The sequence below is a fragment of the Streptomyces humi genome (assembly GCF_001005085.2).
GTDB classification, from domain to species: Bacteria; Actinomycetota; Actinomycetes; order Streptomycetales; family Streptomycetaceae; genus Streptomyces; species Streptomyces humi.
This window is the reverse complement of record NZ_LBMU02000069.1, coordinates 57,573-78,277: the sequence shown is the minus strand read 5'-3', so window position 1 is coordinate 78,277 and position 20,705 is coordinate 57,573. Positions and strand designations below refer to the sequence as shown.

Genomic DNA, 20,705 nt, shown 5'->3' with positions numbered 1-20,705 from the left:
CCGGACAGCACGAGACCGTAAGCGGCTTGCACAGTTTGTTGATTTCCGCGGTGTTGCCGATACGTGTCATGCCCACCGGGACGCGATCGACTCCCCGTCACCACTCCGTGCCACCACTCCGTGCCACCACTCCGTGCCACGACTGTGCCGCGACTTTGTCCCGACCGCCGTGCCCGCGTACGCGGCCGCTACGACTCCGTCCCGACCGCCGTCCGTCCCGCACCCGCCCGCGCCGCCGCCAGCAGGGAGTCCCAGTCGGCCAGCTTGACCACGCCCCGCCCCAGCCGGGCGCCGAGCGCCGCCTCGGCCCGTTCGATCGCCTGCCACCCCGTCCACTCGACCGGTTCGACACCCGCCGAGCGCAGCGCGGCGACCGGATCCTCCGGCACCTCCCGGCGCACCAGCACGGGGGCGTCCGCCAGCAGCGACGTCACCGTCTCCTTGGCGTCGGGCCGGTTGGTGCCGATGACGCCGGTGGGGCCCCGCTTGATCCAGCCCGCCACGTAGTCGCCGGGCACGTCGAAGCAGCCGTGCAGGACGCGGCCCGCCTCGTGCGGCACGGTGCCGCTCTCCTCGTCGAACGGGAGCCCGTCCAGCGGCACTCCGCGGTAACCCACCGAGCGCAGCACCAACTGCGCCTCCACCGTCTCGTACCGCCCGGTGCCCCGCACCCCGCCGAGCCCGTCCGGCTCGGTGCGTTCGAAGAGCACCGCACCCACCCGGCCGCCGTCGGCGAGCACTTCGACCGGACGCAGGAAGAACCGCAACCGGATCCGGCGCTCCGGTCCCCGCCCGCGGCGCTCGCCCCAGCCGCGCAGCACCTCCACGTTGCGGCGCTGGGCGGCGGGCAGCGCGGACGGGTCTGCGCACGCCGGGTCGAGCGCCAACTCGCCCGGCTCCACCATGATCCCGGTGTCCGGCAGGCCGCCGAGCTCGCGCAGCTCCTTGGTGGTGAACCGGGCCTGCGAGGGGCCTCGCCGGCCCACCACGTGGACCTCTCTTATCCGGCTCCCGGCCAGCGCGGTCAGGGCCGCCTGCGGCATGTCCGTAGGGCTCAGCTCCGCCACGCCCCGGGCCAGCATCCGCGCCACGTCGACCGCGACGTTGCCGACGCCGATGACCACCGCCGACCGGGCGTCGCGCACGAACCCGGCGTCGACGGCGTCCGGGTGCGCGCTGTACCAGGACACGAACTCGGTCGCCGACCAGCTGCCCGGCAGTTCCTCGCCGGGGATCCCGAGCCGTCGGTCGGTGGCGGCCCCGACGCAGTACACCACCGCGTGGTACAGCTCCCGCAGGCGTGCCACCGGCAGCCCGCCCGGCCCGCCGACCCGGACCCCGCCGAGGAACCGCACCCGCTCGTGCTCCAGGACGGCGCGGAGGTTGCCCTGCAACGACTTGATCTTTTCGTGGTCCGGGGCGACCCCGTACCGCACCAGTCCGAACGGGCACGGCAGCCGGTCCAGGACGTCCACCCGCACCGTGGGGTCGAGCTGGACGAGGTTCTGGGCGGTGTAGCACCCGCTCGGACCGGAGCCGACGACGGCGACACGCAACACGAGGAGACTCCTTGCCCGAGGGGCTGGTGGCTCCAGCATCCCACCGGCCAGGTCGCCTCGACAGGGGCCGCAGGGGTGAAGCGCGCACGCGTTCACCGCTGCGGAATGTGATGATGTGAATACCTGGCGTGTCACCGGGGAGGCGCGGCAGGCCGGACTGACACGCCGTCACACACCTTGCTGGCTAAGGCTGTTGGGGCTCCGTCCGGTCCTCCGTGGCGAAGAACCGGGACAGGTCCTGGCGCTCGGTCGCCGGTGCGGACTCCGGCGGGAGGCCCAGCCCCCGGTCGAGGCCGTAGCGCTCGAACAGCTCCGCGCGCAGCACCGGCACCGGCATCGGTACCCCCGGGACCAGCGCCGCGTACACCGCCCCCATCAGCAGCGCCCGCAGCATCGGGTAGTCGGCCGTCACGTCCTGCGAGCCGTACCGCGCGACGGTGTCGCCCAGCAGTTCCGACAGCCGGCGCTGCTCCGGGCACTGCACGAACCCCTCGGCCTGGAGCAGCCCCGCCATGTGCTGGCGCATCAGCACCGGCCGGTCGTGGGCGAGGCCCAGGATCGCGTCGATGGCCCGCGCCAGCCGCTCCCGCCCGTCCTCGGTGTGCGGCTCGTGCTCCAGCGCCTCCTCCAGCGTGCGGTGCATCAGCCGGTGCACGGCGGACTGCACCAGCTGGCGCTTGCCGGGGAAGTAGTACGACACCAGCCCGCGCGCGGAGCCCGCCCGGTCGGCTATGTCGCCCAGTGTGGTGGCTTCGAAACCGTGCGCGTCGACCAGCTCGACCGCGGCCTGTAGCAGCCGCTCGCGGGAACGCCTCCGCAACTCTTCATTGACCGATGCGCTGCGCGGGGACATCCTGGAACTCCTGCGTTGACTGGCTGCCAGCCAACTATAATCGACGCAGCGGTCCCCGCCGCTGTGCGGGGCCTGCTCAGGGCTGCCGTCCGTCCGGGGCGACACGGGGGAGCGTCTCGGGCGGACGGCGCCGCAGGTCAGGCCTGCGTGGGCGTGGCCGGTCGGCGGGCCACGCCCACCAGGTCCAGGACCGGCAGCAGCGCGTCCGGCCGCTCGCCCACCGGCAGATGGTCCACGAAGTGCACCCGGCAGCCGAGCGCCGCCGCCCCGCCGTCCGCGGGCCTGCTGTCCCCGACCATCACGGTCTCGCCCGGCTCCGCCCCGAGCGCCTCCAGCGCGACCGTGAAGAGTCGCGGATCCGGCTTCTGGACACCGTGCTCGTACGACAGGACGTACGCGTCCACGTACGCGTCGAGCCCGTGCGCGCGGAAGACCGGCCGCAGGTCCCAGCCGATGTTGCTGACCACGCCGACGCCCACGCCGTGCGCGCGCAGGGCGTGCAGCACCTCGGCGGTGTCCGGGTACGGCGCCCAGGCGGCCGGGGACATGTGCCGCTCGTAGAGCGCGTCGTGCAGGACCGGGTCCGGCAGCGGCACCCGGCGGGACAGGCCGGTGTACGCGGCCCGGTGCGATGTCGCGCTCTCGTCCCGTACCGCCCACACCCCGGCCAGTTCCTCGGGCAGCGCGACCGGGTTCGCCCCGCCGGGCTGCGCCCCGGCCACCTCCAGCGCCCGGGCGGCCTCGGCCAACTCCCCCTCGGAGAGCGTCACCTCGGAAGCCGCGAGCACCGCCCGCAGCCAGGATTCGGTGGACTCGACACGGAAGAGGGTCCCGGAGAAGTCGAAGAGCACAGCAGTCATGCGCGGGACTCTACCGACGCCGGTCGCCCCGCTCCCACTCGTAGGCCAGCACCGCCAGCGCCACCACCAGCGCTCCGAGCAGCCAGCCGCCGAGCACGTCCGAGGGCCAGTGGACACCGAGCCAGATCCGGGTCAGACCGGCGCCTGTGACCGACACCCAGGCCGCGGCGAGCGCCGTACGCCACACCACGCGACCGGTGCCGCAGCGGTGCAGCAGCCACAGCAGCAGCCCGCACACCACCGTCGCGGTCATCGTGTGCCCCGAGGGGAACGCCGCGTAGTGCGCGGAGTCGACCGGGTCCGGCCACTCGGGGCGCGGGCGGTCGACCGCCGCCTTGAGGGACTGCTGGGCTGCCGTGCCCAGCGCGCAGGTCACGGCCAGCCAGAGAGCGGTCCCCCACGCCGCGTGCCGCCACACCAGCCACACCGCGACGGCCGCGCAGAGCAGGCGCATGGTCAGCGGGTCCCAGACCCAGTCGGTCAGGACGCGCAGGACCTGGGTGGTGCCCTGGTCCGCCACGGCCCAGCGGTGCGCGGTGCCCGCGATGCCCTCGTCCGCCGCGACCAGCGGCGGCCACTCGCCGGCGACGAGGGCGAGCAGCAGCGCCGAGGCAAGGGCGAGAACGGCGGTCGTGAGAAGCGGAGCAGGGCGGTCGCTGGGTGGGGGTGGCATGGTGTGATCTTTGCCGAATCATTGCCCGGACAGCAATTCCCCGGATGGGCAAGGCTTTACCCGAATGCGCGCAGGCCCGGTACGAGCGCCACCAGCACCGGGATCACCGGTACCAGGGCGGCCGTCGCGGTCAGCCGCAGTCGGCGCCGGGCGGGGAGCCGGTCCGGGGCGGTGAGCAACCGGTGGACGCGTTGCGGGACATGGGCGTGCGGGCTCGGTCCGGGGCCGAACACGCCCCGGTCCTCGTTGAGTTCGACCAGGGCGAGGGCGGTGGTGAGGCGACCGTGGCGCCGGGAGGCCATGTCGTCGGCGGCCAGTTCCACCAGTCGGTGCATCTCCGCGCGGAACGCGGCGAACACCGGGACCTGCGGGAACCCGCCGGCCAGCGCGGCCGAGCAGTGCAGCAGCCAGTCGTGCCGGGCCTGCGCGTGGCCCTGCTCGTGGGCGAGCACCGCGTCCAGCTGACGGCCCTTCAGCCGACGCAACGCGGAAGTGGTGACGATCAGTTGCGGTGCCGCCCCGGGCAGCCACCAGGCGTCGGGCCGCTCGCCCTCGAGAACGACGAGACGGCCGGGCGTCGGTTCCTCGCCGGGCAACAGCGGTGCGCGGACCAGGAGTTCGGCTCTCCGGCGACGGCGCCCAACCCTGGCTCGCAGTACTTCGCGCACCAGCATCGCCCCGCTCCACAACCCCGCACCGGCCAGGGCCAGCGCGGTCGCCGCCGCCCAGGGGCCGGCCGTACCGAGCGGATAGGCATCCGCCACCCCCCTCGGCGCGGTCGCGAACACATGTCCGCGCACCGCCTGCCAGGCCGCCGCGGCGCTCAGCGTCATCGACAGCGCACAGCACAACAGGACGGCCGCCACCACGCACTGCCACACCCACAGGGCGACCACCGGCTCCCGGTCCGTCCAGTCGGCCCGGGCGAGCAGCCGGGGCCCGACGGCAGCGGTCAGGGCGCCGAGCAGCAACAGTGCCACGGGGACCATCATGGCCAGCAGCCTATGAGCGGGGGGCCGCTCAGGGGTACAGCCCATCGCGCCAAAGTGACGCAGGCAACGTTTGCGCCGCGAGAGACGTCACTTCGTCACAGTGTCAGCAGCATGGCCACCATGCCGATCCCCATCGACAACCGGCACGCCCGAGCCAGTTCGGGCCGGTCGCCCCAGCCGCCCGTCCCGGCCCCGGCGGCCGCCGCCGCGACCGGCACCAGCCGCGCCCCGGACAGCAGGACGTAGCCGGTGAAGTACAGGAGCAACACCCCGGTCAGCGGCGGGACTCCGGCACCGCCGTGGTGGTGCGCGCCGGGCGAGGCCGCCATCACGACCGCCATGTAGACCATCGCGGCGGCCCCCACCAGGTGGTGCAGATGGTGCGGGCTGCTGCGGGCACTCCACAGCGCGCGCAGCGCCGCCGCCCCGAACACCGCCGCGTACAGCGGCCAGGCCCATGCCGGCGGCGTGAAGACGGTCGTGGGCACGGCCATCGCGGCCATGCCGAACCCCATCAGTGCCTCGCCGCCCGCGGCGCGGCGCTGTTCCTCGACACTGCTGCGCATCCGCAGCAGGCAGTAGGCCCCGGTCGCCGCGCACAGCGCGACCAGCAGCCAGCCGGGCGAAGCCGGTCCGTGCACGCGCACCTCCCCGCTCGACGTCGCATCGATGGATGCGATGCCCCGGCCATGCAGCGCGCACGCCAGCGCAAGGATGTACACGGGGAGCATTCGACGGAGCACAGCAGGTGAGGGGTGAACCGCCCGGCGCCGGGCGGGGAGGGCGGCCCTGACTGTTCGAGAGTGTTTTACGAGTAAAACACATGCTAAATTAGTGGTATGAGCACCGCGACCCGTCCCCTTCCCCTCGCCGGGGCACTCCGCCTCGGCCGGCCCTCCGACATCTGGTTCAAGCCCGCCCTCAGCGTGGTGGCCGCGGTCGCTCCGCCCAACCTGATCCTGCTGGCCCTCGGCCGCCTCGACCTGGCGATGTACACCATGGCCGGATCGCTGTGCGCGCTCTACGGCCACAACCGCCCCTACCCCGCGCGCGCCCGCACGCTGGTCCGGGTGATCCTCGGCATGGTCGCCGGCCTCGCCGTGGCACTGACCGCCGCCTCGCTCACCGGGAACGCGGTCGTGCTGGTCACGGTCGGCGCCCTGATGGCCGCCGTGCAGAAGGTGCTCTGCGACGCCACCCGGGTCGGCCCGCCCGGGAACGTGGTGCTCACCTTCATCAGCTCCGCCTCCCTGTTCGCCCCGCAGAGTCTCAGCCAGGTCCCCGGCCATGTCGCGCTGGCCCTGGCGGCGGGCGCCTGGGCCTGGCTGGTGGGCATGGCGCCCGGCCTGCTGCGCCCGCACGGCCCCGAGCGCCGGGCCACCGCCCACGCCCTGAACGCCACCGCCGCCTACGCCGACACCCGTGGCACGGGGGCCGGACACGCGAAGGCCCGGGCCGGGGCGGCCGCCGCCGTGCAGGCCGCGTGGCAGTCGCTGCTGGCCACCGGCGCCCGTACCGACCGCACCCGGCGCGCCCTCGAACACCTCGTCGTCCGAGCCGAGGTCGCCCTCGCCGCCCCCGCCGACGCGGACCCGGCCCTGCTGCGCGGCTGGGCCCGCGCCCTGCGCGGCACCGGGCGCGTTCCCCGGGTGTCCGGCGCCGACGACGAACTCCTCGGGGTCGACGCCGAACTCGCCGTCCCGCACCGCCCGTCGTGGCACCGGCTCGGCCCGCTCGCGCCGCTCGCCGCCCGCACCGCGCTCGGCTGCGCCCTGGCCGGCTACGCCTCCCTGGCCCTCGGCGTCGGACGCCCCTACTGGGCGCTGGTCACCGCGGCCTCCCTCTACCAGGCCAACGTCACCCTGACCTGGAGCCGGGGCGTCCAGCGCGTCGTCGGCAACCTCCTCGGGGTCCTCGTCTTCGCCGCCGTCGTGCCGTTCGCCCATCTGCACCCGGCCGCCCTGGTGCTGTGCTGCCTCGCCCTCAACTTCGGTGCCGAGGCGCTGATCGGCCGCAACTACTGGCTCGGCAGCGTCTGCGTCACCCCCATGGCCCTGCTCATCACCGAGTTCGCCCGCACCCAGGACGCCGGACAGCTGATCACCGAGCGGGTCGTCGACACCGTGGTCGGCGCGCTCGTCGGCTTCGGCACGGCCGTCGTCGTCACCAACCGCCGGGCCGGCGACGGCATCGAACACGCCCTGACCGCCGTCGAACGGGCCCGCGAACAGGCCGCCCGCGTGCTCGCCGAGCCGCGACCGGCCCCGCGTGCCCTGGAGGCCGCCCGCCGCGCCCTCGCCGCCACCCTGGCCGAGCTGCGCGCCACGACCGACGCCGCGTCCGGCGAGTGGTGGCAACGGGCACTGCCCCAGGAGCGGGTCGTGCTCGCCGAACAGTCCGGACACCGTACGCTCGCCGCGACGGTACGACGCCAGGGACCGCACACCTGGGACGGCACGAGGACAACGGAGGACGCACGGCCATGACGGCGACCAGCGGACGACCGGCGGCCGACGACAGAGCGGGGAGGGACACGGACCGGAACGCCGACAGGGACCCGGACACGGGCGTGAGCCGGGAGGCCGGCGGGGACGTGGGCGGTGGTGCGGGCCGGGACTCCGAAGGGGTCGTGGGCGGTGGTGCGGGCCGGCACGACACCGTGGCCGCGGTCGTGCGGCAGTGGCAGACCGTCCATCCCGACCTGGACACCGGTCCCATGGAGGTCATCGGCCGGATCAACCGCTGCGCCGCCCTCCTCCAGCAGGCCGAGGACGCGCCGCTGCGCCGGGCGGGACTCAGCCGCCCCGAGTTCGACCTGCTCGGCGCGCTGCGCCGCACCGGACACGAGCTGACACCCAGCGAACTCGCCAGGGAGACCTTCTCCTCCGGTGCCGCCGTCACCAAACGCCTCAAGCAGCTCACCGAGCGCGGTCTGGTCGAGCGGCGCGGCGACGCCCGGGACCGCAGGGTCGCCCACCTGCGCCTCACCGACGCGGGCCGTGACCTCGTCGACGGCATCCTGCCGGAGCAACTCGGCTACGAGACGGCCGTCCTGTCCGTGCTCGCTCCGCAGGGGCAGGGCGAACTGGCGGGTCTGCTGGCCGAGTTGCTGGGCCGGCTGGAGGGCAGGATGGGCGCCCTGCGGGCCTGAGACACCGGTGCGGTGAGCCCGCGCAGGGCTTTTCGCAGCCGTGGTGAAGGCCCTGCGGTCAGATCCCCGGCCGGTAACGCAGGGGGTGGTCGGCCGGTACCTCCACCAGCACGATCCTGATCCCGTCCGGGTCCGTGATCCACATCTCGACCAGGCCCCATGGCTCCCGCACCGGCGGCCGTACGATCTCGACGCCCTGCGCCACCAGCTCCTCGTGCGCCGCCGCCGCGTCCGCGACCTGGAGCCACAGCTGCACGGCCGGCGCGGCGGCGGCGTCCGAGCGCCCGGAGACCTCCAGGAAGCCGCCGCCGAGGAAGTAGACCGTGCCCCGCTCCGGGCCGGTACCGAACTCGCGGTAGACGGGAAGGCCGAGCCGCTCACCGTAGAAGGCACGAGAGCGCTCGGGATCGGTGGGGTGGACCAGGGTACGGCTGCTGAGTACGTGCACCATGGATCCGGAGCGTAGTGCCCGGCCGCCGGCGATCCCCGGAAACGGGCACCCGACCAGCGGCGTTAGGCTCGTGTCCGGCTCACCGCGCCCGAGATCGGAGACCCCGCCCATGGAGTCCATGGACAACGCCGCCACCGCACTGACCTTCCGCGCCGCCACCGACGCCGACGTGGACGTGCTGGTGGCGCTGATCGAGTCGGCGTACCGGGGCGACGCCAGCCGGGCCGGCTGGACCACCGAGGCGGACATCCTGGACGGTCAGCGGACCGACCCCGAGGGCGTCCTCCAGGTGATCAAGTCGCCGGACAGCAGGCTGCTCACCGTCGAGCGGGACGGCCGGACCGTCGCCTGCTGCCAGCTCGAACACCGCGGCGCCCACGCCTACTTCGGCATGTTCGCGGTCAGTCCCGCCCTCCAGGGCGCCGGCCTCGGCAAGGTCGTCATCGCGGAGGCGGAGCGCCAGGCCCGGGAGGACTGGGGGGCCACCGAGATGCACATGACGGTGATCTCCGTCCGCGGTGACCTGATCGCCTGGTACGAGCGGCGCGGCTACCGCCGTACGGGAGAGATGAGTCCGTTCCCGTACGGCGAGGAGCGCTTCGGTGTCCCGCTCCGCGACGACTTGCAGTTCGAGCTGCTGGTCAAGCCCCTGGTGTGACCCTCACGCGGTGAAGCGGGCGGTGCGCTTGATCTCCGGGTAGTCGGTCGTCGCGCCGTCCAGCTGGAGGGCGCGCACCAGCCGCAGGTGGTCCTGGGTGTTCACCACCCAGCCGATCACCCGCAGGTCCGCCTTGCGGGCGTGCTCGACGACCTCCAGGGTCAGCCGCCGGATGTTGAGGCAGACGGTCGCCGCCCCCGCCTCCCGCGCCCGCTCCACCACGTCGGTGCCGTACCGGCTGGCGATCAGGGCCGTCCGTACCCCCGGTACCAGTCTGGCGATCTCGGCGACCGCCTCGTCGTGGAACGAGGACACCTCCACCCGCGACACCAGGTCCCGCCGCTGCATGACCTCCGCCAGCGCCCGGGCCGCCGCGACGTCCTTGATCTCGGCCTGGAGGGGGGCCTGCACCGCCTCCAGGACCTCCTCGAACACCGGCACCCGTTCGCCCCGGCCCGCGTCCAGCGTGCGCAGTTCCTCCAGGGTCTTCTCGGCGATCGGGCCGGTGCCGTCGGTCGTGCGGTCCACCTCGGCGTCGTGCATGACGACCAGGGCGCCGTCCTTGCTGAGGTGCAGATCGAGTTCGATCAGGTCAAGGCCGGCCTGTTGCGCGGCGACGAAGGAACGGAGGGTGTTCTCGGGCTCGATGCCCATGACTCCGCGGTGACCGATGGTAAGGAAGTTCAAGATTCATCTCGCTTCCGTCGACGGCGGCGGTGGGGGTGCACGCGGACCGTACGACGGGACGTCGCTGTCCACGCGGCTGGGCGCAGCCTAATGGCCGTCCGTCGCGATGAACCCGTACCTACACGGGGCGATTGCGGCGCCGGGCGCCCGGCGCCTGGTCCGTGCCCCCACTGGCGGTCACCCGGGGGTGGGCGCGTCCCGCCGTGCGTTGACCGGCCGGATCCCTACGGTGCCCCGGAGCTGACGATCCCTCACCACCCGTAGTGGATGTGACCGCATTCACGGTTTCACGCAGGAAAAAGCGCGGCGAAGACGCGATGTCGCAGGATAATTTCCTGAGGCCCCCCTTGCTGGGAGAAAGCCCGTATGCATACGGTGTCCTAACGGAAGCATCTCCCGTGGAGGATGGGTCATGACGGAAATTCTTGTGCAGGTGGGCTCGGAGGAGCAGGTTCCTCCCGTGACCAGGGTGGTCGAGCACCCGGCGTGGCCCGTGCTCAAGGATGCCGTGGAACGGATCCGGCCATGGCAGTCCAAGGACGGGTCCGTCGACTTCGACGCCGAGGGCGCGCCGGGGCGCGCTGACGCCGGGCAGGCCGTCGATGACGTGATCGCCGCCGTCGAGGAGCTGTCGCCGCTGCTCCCGCACGACGCCGACTACCACCACGCGCTGGTGACGGATCTGCGGCGCTGGGCCGTGGGCGGCTTCCAGGTGCCCGATTTCCTCGACTCGCTGCTGGCCTTCCAGCCCGCCGCGGGCCGCGCGGACGGTCTCCAGCACCTGGTCGTCTTCCCGATGTACACGCAGAACGGCAACCCGGACCGCAACCTGGAGGCGGTCGTGCTGCGCATGGTCTGGCCGGACTGGCTGGCGGAGCTGGAGCGCACCCGCTACGACAACCCGCTGTTCTGCGGCATCAAGTTCGAGGACTTCACGGCGGGCTACGACACCAACTCCGCCGTTCTCTTCCCGGAGACCATTGCCGTGCGCGAGGCGCCGGAACGATTCTCCTGGGGCGGTATCTTCTGCGACCGCGAGGCCGCCCGCTTCCGCCGGGTCACCGACGCGGCCGTCGGCATCCTGGGCCTGAACCTGCCCGAGGACATCGCCGCCATGGTCCACGACCAGAAGCGCTGCGAGGAGGCCTTCGTGCTGTGGGACATGGTCCACGACCGCACCCACAGCCACGGCGACCTGCCGTTCGACCCGTTCATGATCAAGCAGCGCCAGCCGTTCTGGATGTACGGCCTGGAGGAGCTGCGCTGCGACCTCACCGCCTTCAAGGAGGCCGTGAAGCTGGCGGCCGACGGCGTCCCGCAGGCCCGTGACGTGCAGTACGCGGTGCTCTTCGACCGCATGTTCCGCTTCCCCGTCACCGGCGACCGGGTCCGCAACTACGACGGTCTCGGCGGCCAGCTGCTCTTCGCCTACCTGCACAAGCACGACGTGGTGCGCTGGACCGACAACAAGCTCGCCATCGACTGGGAGCGCGCCCCGCAGGTCACCAACCAGCTGTGCGCCGAGATCGAGAAGCTGTACAAGGACGGCATCGACCGCCCGAAGCTCGTCCACTGGTTCGCCGGCTACGACCTGGTCGCCACCTACCTCGCCCCGCACCCCGGCTCCAAGTGGGCCAAGGGCCCCGACGCCCTCGACCTGACCCTGCCGCCGCGCAAGCTCGTGGACGACGTGCTTCCGGACGAGTTTCCGCTGAGCATGTTCTATGAGGCCCTGTCCAAGAAACTGAAGAACGTGATCGCCGAGACCAAGGGCATCACGGCGGACAGCGCCGAGCCGGTCGCCGCGTGAGCGGCGGAGTCCGGAACACTGCTCAAGAGGGGAAGCACATGACGGGCAACGGGTCTCTCAGTGGTGCGGTGATCGCGGTGGCCGGGGCGGGCGGACCCGCCGGCCGGGCGGCACTGCTGCGCCTCGCGGAGGCGGGCGCGACCGTCGTAGGCGCGGACAACGATCCGCAGCGGCTCTCGGAGGCCGTGGACGCGGCCCGCTACGCGTCCGGCGGCGCGAGCGTCACGGGTGACACCGTGGACCTGCTGGACCTCCAGTCCACCCGGGACTGGGCCGCGCACGTCGAGAAGGACTTCGGCCGCGTCGACGGCCTGGTGCACCTGGTGGGCGGCTGGCGCGGCAGTGAGACCTTCACCAAGACCAGCCTCGACGACTGGGACTTCCTGGAGCTGCTGCTGGTCAAGACCGTGCAGCACACCTCCCTGGCCTTCCACGAGGCGTTGCAGCGCAGCGAGCGCGGCCGGTACGTCCTGATCAGCGCCGCCGCCGCGAGCAGGCCGACCGCGGGCAACGCCGCGTACGCCGCGGGCAAGGCCGCCGCGGAGGCGTGGACCCTCGCCCTCGCCGACTTCTTCCGCAAGTCCGGGGGGCCCGAGGGCCCGACCTCCGCCGCTGCCATCCTGGTGGTGAAGGCGCTGGTGCACGACGCGATGCGCGCCGAGCGGCCCAACGCGAAATTCGCGGGCTTCACCGACGTCAAGGACCTGGCCGAGGCCATCGAGGGCGTCTGGAGCAAGTCCGCCGCCGAAGTGAACGGAAACCGTCTGTGGCTGACCGAGAAGCCGTGAACCCTCCGAGGACCGACGCGCGTCGCCACCACGACCCGCAGGTCCGCGGTTTCGCCAGTGACAACTACGCCGGTGCGCATCCCGAGGTGCTGGCCGCCCTGGCCCTCGCCAACGGCGGCCACCAGGTGGCGTACGGCGAGGACGACTACACGGAGAACCTCCAGCGGATCGTCCGCGGCCACTTCGGGGCCACGGCCGAGGCCTTCCCGGTCTTCAACGGCACGGGCGCGAACGTCGTCGCGCTCCAGGCGGTCACCGACCGCTGGGGCGCGGTGATCTGCGCGGAGAGCGCCCACATCAACGTCGACGAGGGCGGCGCCCCCGAACGCATGGGCGGCCTCAAGCTGCTCACCGTGCCCACCCCCGACGGCAAGCTCACCCCGGAGCTCATCGACCGGCAGGCCTTCGGCTGGGACGACGAGCACCGGGCGATGCCGCAGGTGGTGTCGATCACCCAGAGCACCGAGCTGGGCACCCTCTACACGCCGGAGGAGATCCGCGCGATCTGCGAGCACGCCCACGCGCACGGCATGAAGGTGCACCTGGACGGCTCCCGGATAGCCAACGCGGCGGCCTCCCTGGACGTCCCCATGCGCACGTTCACCAACGCCGTCGGCGTCGACATCCTCTCCCTGGGCGGCACCAAGAACGGCGCCCTGTTCGGCGAGGCGGTCGTGGTGATCAACCAGGACGCCGTGAGCCACATGAAGCACCTGCGCAAGCTGTCCATGCAGCTCGCCTCGAAGATGCGCTTCGTGTCGGTGCAGCTGGAGGCCCTGCTCGCCAAGGACCTGTGGCTGCGCAACGCCCGGCACGCCAACGAGATGGCCCAGCGGCTCGCCGAGGGCGTCCGTGCCGTGCACGGCGTGGAGATCCTGTACCCGGTGCAGGCCAACGGGGTCTTCGCCCGTCTCCCGCACGACGTGAGCGAGCGCCTCCAGAAGCGGTTCCGCTTCTACTTCTGGGACGAGGCCGCCGGCGACGTCCGCTGGATGTGCGCCTTCGACACGACCGAGGAGGACGTGGACGCGTTCGTGGCAGCGCTCAAGGAGGAGATGGCGCGGTAGCGCATTGTGCATAGATATGCGGTCACCTGAAAAGTCATTGACTCTTGGGTGATCGCATTTCTATGCTCTGCGGACATGGAGCTGATCCAGAACACCGTCGACCTGTCCGCCTATCTAGCGGCTGACGAGGTCATCGACCATGATCATCCGGTGGTCCGCGAGGTGGCCGCACGGCTGGCGGCCGAGGTCGAGGACTCGTATGCCTATGCGCGGGCTGCCTACGAGTTCGTCCGGGACGGGATCCCGCACTCCGCCGACTCCGGCGATCCGCGCGTCACCTGGCGCGCCTCGGACGTGCTGGAGCGGCGCACCGGCATCTGCTTCGCCAAGGCCCACGCCCTCACCGCCCTGCTGCGGGCCGAGGACATCCCCACCGCCCTGTGCTACCAGCGGCTGGCGCACGACGACGGCACGGGTCACGTGGTGCACGGCCTGGTCGCGGTCCGGTTCAACGGCGCCTGGCACCGGCAGGACCCGCGGGGCAACAAGCCCGGCGTCGACGCCCGGTTCTCCCTCGACGGCGAGCGGCTGGCCTGGGTCCCCGACCCCGAGTCCAATGAGGTGGACTATCCGGTCCTGTACGCTGAACCTCATCCGGTCGTGCTCGGCGTGCTCAGAGCGGCGCCCGACCGCCGGTATCTCTGGAAGACGCTCCCCACCGCACTCTGAGGCAAGCCAGATGACTCTTCCGCTCACCGTGTCCGACGAGGTGCGTGCCCTCGCGCCCGGCCTCACGCACCTCGCGATCGAGGCCCACGGCCTGGTCAACGGCCCCAGCACCGAGGCGAGTTCGGCCCTCCTCGACGACGCGGCCCGCCGTCTCGCCGTACGCCTCGACGGGCGCGCCCCGCACGAGGACCCGCACATGGCGGCCTGGCGCGCGGTCTACACGGCCTTCGGGTCCAAGCCGTCGCGCACCCGCAACTCGGCGGAGGCACTGGCCAGGCGGGCCCTCGCGGACGGCGGGCTGCCCCGGATCAACCTGCTCGTGGACCTCTACAACGCCGTCAGTGTCGCCCGTCTCATCCCCGTCGGGGGCGAGGACCTGGACCGCGTCGAGGGCGGGATGCGCCTGGTGCGGGCCACGGGTCAGGAGGACTTCGTGACGGTCGCGGGCGGCGCGGAGACCGTCGAGCACCCGGATGCCGGCGAGGTCGTGTGGTGCGACGGCGCAGGCGTCACCTGCCGCCGCTGGAACTGGCGCCAGGGCCCGCGCACCCGGCTCACCGAAGAGACGACCTCGGGTGTCTTCCTGCTGGAGAGCCTCGCCCCGATGCCGGTCCCGGAGGTTGCGGCGGCGGGCGCCGAACTCGCCGAACTGCTGGAGAAGTTCAGTCCGGGCGCACGCGTCGAGGTGCGGGCGCCCGAGTCGGCGGGCTGAGGGTCAGATCGCCTCGGCGGCCTTCAACTGCTCCTGCGTGGGCGCGGTGCCGCCGAGGTGGGCCGGGAGCCACCAGGAGTCCGTCGTGTCCTTCGGGCGGGCGGGGTAGGCGCGCTGGGCGGCGTCCAGCAGGTCCTGGACGCGGCCGCGCAGGCGGCGGGTGATGGCGCCCGCGTACTGGTCACGCGGCGCCTCGACCGGCTCGCCGACCCGGATGGTGACGGGCAGGTGGTTGCGCTTGAAGTTGCGCGGCTGGCCCTTGGTCCAGATGCGCTGGGTGCCCCACAGCGCCATCGGCACGAGCGGGACGCCGGCCTCCTGGGCGAGACGCGCGGCGCCCGACTTGAAGCTCTTCAGCGTGAAGGACTGCGAGATGGTGGCCTCCGGGAAGACCCCCACGACCTCACCGGACTTGAGCGAGTCCAGCGCGTGCTGGTACGCCTCCTCACCCTGGGCGCGGTCCACCGGGATGTGCTTCATCCCGCGCATCAGCGGACCGGAGATCCGGTGCCGGAACACCGACTCCTTCGCCATGAACCGCACCAGGCGCTTCTGCGGAAGGGCCGCCAGGCCGTCGAAGACGAAGTCCAGGTAGCTGATGTGATTGCTCACCAGCACCGCACCGCCCGAGCGCGGGATGTTCTCCGAACCCTGGCAGTCGATCTTCAGGTCCCAGACCTTGAACAGCGTCTTGGCGAAACCGATGACGGGACGGTAGACCAGCTCTGCCATGGGCGGGGCGGACCCTTTCTGCTCTGCCTGGGAAAGGGGCTCCCGGCGGGAAAGTTACGCAGCCGTAGGTTTACGGCGTCTCGCAGATCGTGCCCGAAGAACGGACAGGGGGCCAGCCCTGGTGCCCGGGAGCGGCGAGATCCTCGTCACGTTGGCCTATTGATCCACCTCGTACTTTTAATGCGCCTTTAGTCCGCGCGTACCGCGAGCCTCCGCAGGAGCAGGAACATCTCGCACCCCAGGCAGTATCCGAACGCCGCGTTGAGGAAGGCCGCGGCGAGCGCGAGCCCGGTCGCCCCGAGACCCAGCCACTCCGGGCCGACGGTGAATCCGACCAGACCCAGGCCGGCGAAGACCAGCCCCACCGCCTGCGCGAACCGGGGCGGCTCCGGCGCCTCGAACTCGGTCGGGGGAGCGAGCCGGGGCCGTACGACCGTCCGGAACAGCAGCCCGTACGGCGAGCGCCCCACCCCGCCGGCCGCGCCGAACGCGAACGCCAGCGTCTGCCAGGCCAGGATCCAGGGGCTGCGGGTGATCAGTGCGACGGCCAGCACGACCGTCGTCACGGCCGCGCCGAACCGCGGGCCACGTGCGTCGATGTCCATGAACCAAGGATTCCGCCCCGAAGGCCGCAGGGGGAGCCGGGAATCTTTGCAGTCTCGTGAACGCTCATGCCGGTGAGGTGCGGCCTCGTGAGAGCTTGTGCGGGTGATGACCGGACTGGTGGTGTGCGTGGCGGTGCTCGCGGCGGCGAGCGTCTTCGGAGTGCTGCACAAGCGGCGGAGCGGGAGGGTACGCGTGCGCGGGCGGGACGACGGCAAACGGCTCGGAGCGGCCGAACTCGGCGGCGAACTGGGCGAACGGGCCACACTGGTGCAGTTCTCCAGCGCGTTCTGCGCCCCCTGCCGGGCCACCCGGCGCGTCCTGGACGAGGTGGCGGGAATGGTCCCCGGAGTGACCCACGTCGAGATCGACGCGGAGGCGCACCTCGACCTCGTACGCGATCTGGAGATCCTCAGGACGCCCACCGTACTGGTGCTGGACGCGGACGGACGGGTGGTGCGCCGGGCCACCGGCCAGCCCCGCCGGGCGGACGTCATCGCGGCGCTGGGAGAAGCGGTCTGACGGAGGTGAGGATGACGGTGAGGCAGCTTTCACATGCCGGAACGTACTTGACTGGGCGCACCACCTATCGTCAGCCTGACTGTATGCCTCAGGAACTCCTTCTCTTCGGGCGGGTCCACGTGGACCTGGCCCGCACCGCGAGCGCGCGCTGTCCGGGCTGCTGAGCAGCCTCGGACCCCAGGACCGCCTCCCCAGAAGGACAACTCCATGACGGCCACGCCCGACCTCGGCACGCCCCAGCTCGCCTCTCCCGACCTGCTCCGCTCCGCCTTCCGACGGCACGCGGCCGGAGTCGCGGTGATCACCGCGCCCGGCGCCGACGGCCCGGTCGGCTTCACCGCCACCTCCCTGGTCTCCGTCTCCGCCGAGCCTCCGATGCTCTCCTTCGGTGTCGGCACGGGCGCCTCCAGCTGGCCCGCGATATCCACCGCCGAGCACATCGGCGTCCACATCCTCGGCGAGCACCAGGCGGAGCTCGCGGCCACCTTCGCGCGCAGCGGCGCCGACCGGTTCGCGGCGCCGACCGAATGGCGCGAGGGGCACGCGGGGGTCCCCGTCCTCGACGACGTCCTGGTCTGGCTGGTGTGCCGGATCGTCGCCCGGGTCCCGGCCGGGGACCATCGCATCGTGCTGGCCGAGGTGGTCCTCGGCGACCCCTCCAGGGCCGGCCGGCCGCTCCTCTACCACCAGGGCGGCTTCAACGGCCTGCGGGATTGATCACGGGCCCCCGGTTCCGCGAGGGCGTCGAGTTCCGGTTACGCTGCGTTGCGAAGGTCACAGTTCAAAGCGCTTGCTTAGCGGGAACAGACTGGGTGTACTGACGAGTAATATTTCGTTCGGAGCGCACGGCCGCCCCGACCGGAATCGGCCGCTTCAGGCGCCTATGCTGCCTGCAAGAGGCAGCCCAGAAAAGACGATGCAGTAGGAGAGCCGGCGTGAGCTTGAGGATCGTTGTCACTGTGAAGTACGTGCCCGACGCCACTGGCGACCGGCACTTCGCCGATGACCTGACCGTCGACCGTGACGACGTGGACGGTCTGCTCTCCGAGCTCGACGAGTACGCGGTGGAGCAGGCGCTGCAAATCTCTGAGAACTCGGACGACGACGTCGAGGTCACGGTCCTGACCGTCGGTCCCGAGGACGCCAAGGACGCGCTGCGCAAGGCGCTGTCGATGGGCGCGGACAAGGCGATCCACGTCGAGGACGACGACCTGCACGGCACCGACGCGATCGGTACCTCGCTGGTGCTGGCGAAGGCGATCGAGAAGGCCGGCTTCGACCTGGTGGTCTCCGGCATGGCCTCCACCGACGGCACCGCCGGCATCGTCCCGGCCCTGCTGGCCGAGCGTCTGGGCGTCCCGCAGGTCACCCTGCTCTCCGAGGTCTCGGTCGAGGGCGGCACGGTCAAGGGCCGCCGCGACGGCGACGCCGCCTCCGAGCAGCTGGAGGCCGCCCTGCCGGCCGTCGTGTCGGTGACGGACCAGTCGGGTGAGGCGCGTTACCCGTCCTTCAAGGGCATCATGGCCGCCAAGAAGAAGCCGGTTCAGTCCTGGGACCTGTCCGACCTCGACATCGAGGCGGAGGAGGTCGGCCTGGAGGGCGCCTGGACCAAGGTCGAGGACGCCACCGCGCGCCCGGCCCGCACCGCGGGCACGATCGTCAAGGACGAGGGCGAGGGCGGCAAGCAGCTCGCCGAGTTCCTCGCGGGCCAGAAGTTCATCTGAGCCCCGCAGTCGCCGACCGCCCCTCAACTTCGTTTCGCAGGAGAGCAATCCCATGGCTGAAGTCCTCGTCTACGTCGATCACGTGGACGGTGCCGTCCGCAAGCCCACCCTGGAGCTGCTGACCCTGGCCCGCCGCATCGGCGAGCCCGTCGCCGTCGCGCTGGGCAACGGCGCCGCCGACACCGCCGCCGCGCTCGCCGAGCACGGCGCGGTCAAGGTCCTCACCCACGACGCCTCGGAGTACGCCGACTACCTGGTCGTCCCGAAGGTCGACGCCCTCCAGGCCGCCGTCGCCGCCGTCTCCCCGGCCGCCGTCCTGGTCCCGTCCTCCGCGGAGGGCAAGGAGATCGCCGCGCGTCTGGCGCTGCGCATCGGCTCCGGCATCATCACCGACGCCGTCGACCTGGAGGCCGGCGACGAGGGCCCGATCGCGACCCAGTCGGTGTTCGCCGCGTCCTTCACCACCAGGACCCGTGTCTCCACGGGCACCCCGGTCATCACGGTCAAGCCCAACTCGGCCGCCGTGGAGGCCGCCCCGGCCGCCGGTGCGGTCGAGGCCCTGTCCGTGACCTTCTCGGACCAGGCGACCGGCACCAAGGTGACCGGCCGTACCCCGCGTGAGTCGACCGGGCGTCCGGAGCTGACCGAGGCCGCGATCGTGGTCTCCGGCGGCCGCGGTGTCAACGGCGCCGAGAACTTCGCGATCATCGAGGCCCTCGCCGACTCCCTCGGCGCGGCCGTCGGCGCCTCGCGTGCCGCGGTGGACGCGGGCTGGTACCCGCACACCAACCAGGTGGGCCAGACCGGCAAGTCCGTCTCCCCGCAGCTGTACATCGCCAACGGCATCTCCGGCGCGATCCAGCACCGCGCCGGCATGCAGACCTCGAAGACGATCGTCGCCGTCAACAAGGACGCCGAGGCCCCGATCTTCGAGCTGGTCGACTTCGGTGTGGTCGGCGACCTCTTCGACGTCGTCCCGCAGCTCACCGACGAGGTCAAGGCCCGCAAGGGCTGATCTCCCCGCCGGGCTGTCCGAGGCCCCCGTGACCGGTACCGGTCACGGGGGCCTCGGCGTGTCAGCGCAGGCTCAGCGAGACCTGCACCGGCAGATGGTCGCTCGGGAACTGGCCCTGCATCGAGAAGGTGTCCATCGTCGCCCGGTGGGTGGTCACCCCCGGCGAGGTCAGGATCCAGTCGATGCGGTCGCCGTCCGGCCTGAGGCGGTGGTAGCCGTGGAAGGTCGCGTACCGGGGGCCGCGGTGCTTCGCCGCGTCCCAGGTGTCGACGAGCCCGGAGTCCACCAGGGTGTCGTAGGCCGGGTTCTTGTGGGCGTAGGCGTTGAAGTCACCGGTCACCACGACGGGCAGCGCCCGGTCGAACTCCGCGATCCGCCGGACCAGGAGCGCGGCACTGCGCTCGCGCGCGTACTGGCTCCTCTGGTCGAAGTGGGTGTTGGCGACGTAGAACTCCCGCCCGTCGTCGGCGAGGTCCCGGAAGCGGACCCAGGTGACGATGCGGGGGAAGGCGGCGTTCCAGGTGTTGGAGCGGACGACCTCCGGGGTGTCGGAGAGCCAGAAGGTGTAGTGCTCGACGGGGGCCAGGCGCCTGATGTCGTAGTAGACGGCGGTGGACTCGTCCCGGCTGCCGCCCTCGCGGCCGGTGCCGATCCAGTCGTAGTGCGGTCCGAGGTCGGTGTCGATGTCGCGCAGCTGCTGGTAGAGGCCTTCCTGGGTGCCGATGACCTGGGGGCGCGCGCGGCGCAGCAGTTCGCGCATCACCGGCCGGCGGTCGGCCCAGCTGTTGGGCTCGGCGCTGCTGGCGTAGCGGAGGTTGAAGGTCATGACGTCGAGGCGGGGCGCCGGCCGGGACGGCGCCGCCAGGGTGGACGCCCGGCGGCTACGCGAGGCGGCTGAGGAGGCGGCGGAGGGGATGATCGCGGCACTGGACAGGGGCAGGGTGACCGTTGCGGCCAACAAGGCCTTCAGTCCCAGCCGGCGGGTGACTCGGCGCTGGTTCGGCACGGCGGCTCCTTCAGGGGCACAAGCCGGACGGGCGGGCGTTGAGCAGTGTGATACCCAGGTGTGAGATGAGCGTGAACATGCCCAGATGGGGGCGTGTCGCCCCGTGGACAGGGTGTTGACCGCCCCGAAGCTCCCCGATAACTTCATTCAACGGATTGTTGATTCCGTACAGT

Annotated in this window: 23 protein-coding genes; 12 read left to right on the top strand and 11 right to left on the bottom strand. The window is 72.0% G+C overall.

The genetic code is table 11. The annotated features are described in order from the left end of the window. Positions 1-188 precede the first annotated feature (188 nt). From AAW13_RS27915 to AAW13_RS27890, 6 genes are all read right to left on the bottom strand, one after another. Positions 189-1,559 (bottom strand): FAD-dependent oxidoreductase, encoded by a 1,371-nt coding sequence (locus AAW13_RS27915; RefSeq protein WP_046729336.1) that lies wholly within the window; start codon positions 1,557-1,559, stop codon positions 189-191. A 184-nt stretch (positions 1,560-1,743) separates the two neighbouring features. Beyond that, positions 1,744-2,412 carry a TetR/AcrR family transcriptional regulator gene (locus AAW13_RS27910; protein ID WP_046729335.1) on the bottom strand — a complete coding sequence of 223 codons (669 nt, stop codon included), beginning with the start codon at positions 2,410-2,412 and terminating at the stop codon, positions 1,744-1,746. 137 nt (positions 2,413-2,549) lie between these two features. Further along, positions 2,550-3,272 carry an HAD family hydrolase gene (locus tag AAW13_RS27905; RefSeq protein ID WP_046729334.1) on the bottom strand — a complete coding sequence of 241 codons (723 nt, stop codon included), beginning with the start codon at positions 3,270-3,272 and terminating at the stop codon, positions 2,550-2,552. 10 nt (positions 3,273-3,282) lie between these two features. Further along, positions 3,283-3,945, bottom strand: coding sequence for a phosphatase PAP2 family protein (locus tag AAW13_RS27900; RefSeq protein WP_063777060.1), 663 nt, complete (start codon positions 3,943-3,945; stop codon positions 3,283-3,285). 56 nt (positions 3,946-4,001) lie between these two features. Next, positions 4,002-4,937, bottom strand: a complete 936-nt coding sequence (locus AAW13_RS27895; protein WP_046729333.1) for a M56 family metallopeptidase — start codon at positions 4,935-4,937, stop codon at positions 4,002-4,004. A 95-nt stretch (positions 4,938-5,032) separates the two neighbouring features. Then, positions 5,033-5,578: a DUF5134 domain-containing protein gene (locus AAW13_RS27890; RefSeq protein ID WP_046729332.1), complete on the bottom strand. Its 546-nt coding sequence runs from the start codon at positions 5,576-5,578 to the stop codon at positions 5,033-5,035. A gap of 198 nt (positions 5,579-5,776) precedes the next feature. Here AAW13_RS27890 and AAW13_RS27885 point away from each other — a divergent pair, with 198 nt between their 5' ends. After that, positions 5,777-7,423: an FUSC family protein gene (locus AAW13_RS27885; RefSeq protein WP_046729331.1), complete on the top strand. Its 1,647-nt coding sequence runs from the start codon at positions 5,777-5,779 to the stop codon at positions 7,421-7,423. Then, positions 7,420-8,088, top strand: a complete 669-nt coding sequence (locus AAW13_RS27880; protein ID WP_240528758.1) for a MarR family winged helix-turn-helix transcriptional regulator — start codon at positions 7,420-7,422, stop codon at positions 8,086-8,088. Before AAW13_RS27885 ends, AAW13_RS27880 begins: the two co-directional genes overlap by 4 nt. A 58-nt stretch (positions 8,089-8,146) precedes the next feature. On the opposite strand, the gene AAW13_RS27875 is transcribed toward AAW13_RS27880, so the two are convergent. Continuing rightward, positions 8,147-8,539 (bottom strand): VOC family protein, encoded by a 393-nt coding sequence (locus AAW13_RS27875; protein ID WP_046729330.1) that lies wholly within the window; start codon positions 8,537-8,539, stop codon positions 8,147-8,149. A 118-nt stretch (positions 8,540-8,657) separates the two neighbouring features. Here AAW13_RS27875 and AAW13_RS27870 point away from each other — a divergent pair, with 118 nt between their 5' ends. Further along, positions 8,658-9,197 (top strand): GNAT family N-acetyltransferase, encoded by a 540-nt coding sequence (locus AAW13_RS27870; RefSeq protein WP_046729383.1) that lies wholly within the window; start codon positions 8,658-8,660, stop codon positions 9,195-9,197. A gap of 3 nt (positions 9,198-9,200) precedes the next feature. On the opposite strand, the gene AAW13_RS27865 is transcribed toward AAW13_RS27870, so the two are convergent. Next, entirely contained in the window at positions 9,201-9,884 is a 684-nt protein-coding gene (locus AAW13_RS27865; RefSeq protein ID WP_046729329.1) for a glycerophosphodiester phosphodiesterase, read from the bottom strand. Positions 9,885-10,296: 412 nt separating this feature from the next. On the opposite strand from AAW13_RS27865, the gene AAW13_RS27860 reads away from it, so the two are divergent. The 5 genes from AAW13_RS27860 to AAW13_RS27840 all read left to right on the top strand — a co-directional run bounded on the left by AAW13_RS27860 (position 10,297) and on the right by AAW13_RS27840 (position 14,930). Then, on the top strand, positions 10,297-11,694 hold the full coding sequence (locus AAW13_RS27860; protein WP_046729328.1) for a DUF6421 family protein: 1,398 nt from the start codon (positions 10,297-10,299) through the stop codon (positions 11,692-11,694). Between the two features lie 38 nt (positions 11,695-11,732). Next, on the top strand, positions 11,733-12,482 hold the full coding sequence (locus AAW13_RS27855; protein ID WP_046729327.1) for an SDR family NAD(P)-dependent oxidoreductase: 750 nt from the start codon (positions 11,733-11,735) through the stop codon (positions 12,480-12,482). Further along, positions 12,479-13,549, top strand: a complete 1,071-nt coding sequence (locus AAW13_RS27850; RefSeq protein WP_046729326.1) for a threonine aldolase family protein — start codon at positions 12,479-12,481, stop codon at positions 13,547-13,549. The genes AAW13_RS27855 and AAW13_RS27850 overlap by 4 nt, the downstream gene beginning before the upstream one ends. Positions 13,550-13,624: 75 nt before the next feature. Continuing rightward, entirely contained in the window at positions 13,625-14,218 is a 594-nt protein-coding gene (locus tag AAW13_RS27845; protein ID WP_046729325.1) for a transglutaminase-like domain-containing protein, read from the top strand. A 10-nt stretch (positions 14,219-14,228) separates the two neighbouring features. Beyond that, entirely contained in the window at positions 14,229-14,930 is a 702-nt protein-coding gene (locus AAW13_RS27840; protein ID WP_046729324.1) for a B3/B4 domain-containing protein, read from the top strand. A 3-nt stretch (positions 14,931-14,933) separates the two neighbouring features. Here AAW13_RS27840 and AAW13_RS27835 read toward each other — a convergent pair whose 3' ends face one another. Together AAW13_RS27835 and AAW13_RS27830 are read right to left on the bottom strand one after the other, a co-directional pair. Next, positions 14,934-15,662 carry a lysophospholipid acyltransferase family protein gene (locus tag AAW13_RS27835; protein ID WP_046729323.1) on the bottom strand — a complete coding sequence of 243 codons (729 nt, stop codon included), beginning with the start codon at positions 15,660-15,662 and terminating at the stop codon, positions 14,934-14,936. Positions 15,663-15,850: 188 nt separating this feature from the next. After that, positions 15,851-16,267 carry a DUF4395 domain-containing protein gene (locus AAW13_RS27830; protein WP_046729322.1) on the bottom strand — a complete coding sequence of 139 codons (417 nt, stop codon included), beginning with the start codon at positions 16,265-16,267 and terminating at the stop codon, positions 15,851-15,853. Between the two features lie 106 nt (positions 16,268-16,373). On the opposite strand from AAW13_RS27830, the gene AAW13_RS27825 reads away from it, so the two are divergent. The 4 genes from AAW13_RS27825 to AAW13_RS27810 all read left to right on the top strand — a co-directional run bounded on the left by AAW13_RS27825 (position 16,374) and on the right by AAW13_RS27810 (position 19,526). Next, on the top strand, positions 16,374-16,787 hold the full coding sequence (locus tag AAW13_RS27825) for a TlpA family protein disulfide reductase (RefSeq protein WP_046729382.1): 414 nt from the start codon (positions 16,374-16,376) through the stop codon (positions 16,785-16,787). Between the two features lie 207 nt (positions 16,788-16,994). Continuing rightward, on the top strand, positions 16,995-17,504 hold the full coding sequence (locus tag AAW13_RS27820) for a flavin reductase family protein (RefSeq protein ID WP_046729321.1): 510 nt from the start codon (positions 16,995-16,997) through the stop codon (positions 17,502-17,504). Between the two features lie 218 nt (positions 17,505-17,722). Continuing rightward, positions 17,723-18,511 (top strand): electron transfer flavoprotein subunit beta/FixA family protein, encoded by a 789-nt coding sequence (locus tag AAW13_RS27815; RefSeq protein ID WP_046729320.1) that lies wholly within the window; start codon positions 17,723-17,725, stop codon positions 18,509-18,511. A 52-nt stretch (positions 18,512-18,563) separates the two neighbouring features. Next, positions 18,564-19,526, top strand: coding sequence for an electron transfer flavoprotein subunit alpha/FixB family protein (locus tag AAW13_RS27810; protein WP_046729319.1), 963 nt, complete (start codon positions 18,564-18,566; stop codon positions 19,524-19,526). Positions 19,527-19,587: 61 nt separating this feature from the next. On the opposite strand, the gene AAW13_RS27805 is transcribed toward AAW13_RS27810, so the two are convergent. Further along, a complete protein-coding gene (locus tag AAW13_RS27805) occupies positions 19,588-20,532 on the bottom strand; it encodes an endonuclease/exonuclease/phosphatase family protein (RefSeq protein WP_046729318.1) in 945 nt (314 codons plus the stop codon). Positions 20,533-20,705: the final 173 nt, after the last annotated feature.

Bases quoted from the DNA above. Each gene is read 5' to 3' on its own strand.
- AAW13_RS27910 (WP_046729335.1), bottom strand. From the start codon at position 2,412: ATGTCCCCGCGCAGCGCATCGGTCAATGAAGAGTTGCGGAGGCGTTCC.
- AAW13_RS27905 (WP_046729334.1), bottom strand. From the start codon at position 3,272: ATGACTGCTGTGCTCTTCGACTTCTCCGGGACCCTCTTCCGTGTCGAG.
- AAW13_RS27900 (WP_063777060.1), bottom strand. From the start codon at position 3,945: ATGCCACCCCCACCCAGCGACCGCCCTGCTCCGCTTCTCACGACCGCC.
- AAW13_RS27895 (WP_046729333.1), bottom strand. From the start codon at position 4,937: ATGATGGTCCCCGTGGCACTGTTGCTGCTCGGCGCCCTGACCGCTGCC.
- AAW13_RS27885 (WP_046729331.1), top strand. From the start codon at position 5,777: ATGAGCACCGCGACCCGTCCCCTTCCCCTCGCCGGGGCACTCCGCCTC.
- AAW13_RS27880 (WP_240528758.1), top strand. From the start codon at position 7,420: ATGACGGCGACCAGCGGACGACCGGCGGCCGACGACAGAGCGGGGAGG.
- AAW13_RS27875 (WP_046729330.1), bottom strand. From the start codon at position 8,539: ATGGTGCACGTACTCAGCAGCCGTACCCTGGTCCACCCCACCGATCCC.
- AAW13_RS27870 (WP_046729383.1), top strand. From the start codon at position 8,658: ATGGACAACGCCGCCACCGCACTGACCTTCCGCGCCGCCACCGACGCC.
- AAW13_RS27860 (WP_046729328.1), top strand. From the start codon at position 10,297: ATGACGGAAATTCTTGTGCAGGTGGGCTCGGAGGAGCAGGTTCCTCCC.
- AAW13_RS27855 (WP_046729327.1), top strand. From the start codon at position 11,733: ATGACGGGCAACGGGTCTCTCAGTGGTGCGGTGATCGCGGTGGCCGGG.
- AAW13_RS27845 (WP_046729325.1), top strand. From the start codon at position 13,625: ATGGAGCTGATCCAGAACACCGTCGACCTGTCCGCCTATCTAGCGGCT.
- AAW13_RS27840 (WP_046729324.1), top strand. From the start codon at position 14,229: ATGACTCTTCCGCTCACCGTGTCCGACGAGGTGCGTGCCCTCGCGCCC.
- AAW13_RS27835 (WP_046729323.1), bottom strand. From the start codon at position 15,662: ATGGCAGAGCTGGTCTACCGTCCCGTCATCGGTTTCGCCAAGACGCTG.
- AAW13_RS27830 (WP_046729322.1), bottom strand. From the start codon at position 16,267: ATGGACATCGACGCACGTGGCCCGCGGTTCGGCGCGGCCGTGACGACG.
- AAW13_RS27825 (WP_046729382.1), top strand. From the start codon at position 16,374: ATGACCGGACTGGTGGTGTGCGTGGCGGTGCTCGCGGCGGCGAGCGTC.
- AAW13_RS27820 (WP_046729321.1), top strand. From the start codon at position 16,995: ATGACGGCCACGCCCGACCTCGGCACGCCCCAGCTCGCCTCTCCCGAC.
- AAW13_RS27810 (WP_046729319.1), top strand. From the start codon at position 18,564: ATGGCTGAAGTCCTCGTCTACGTCGATCACGTGGACGGTGCCGTCCGC.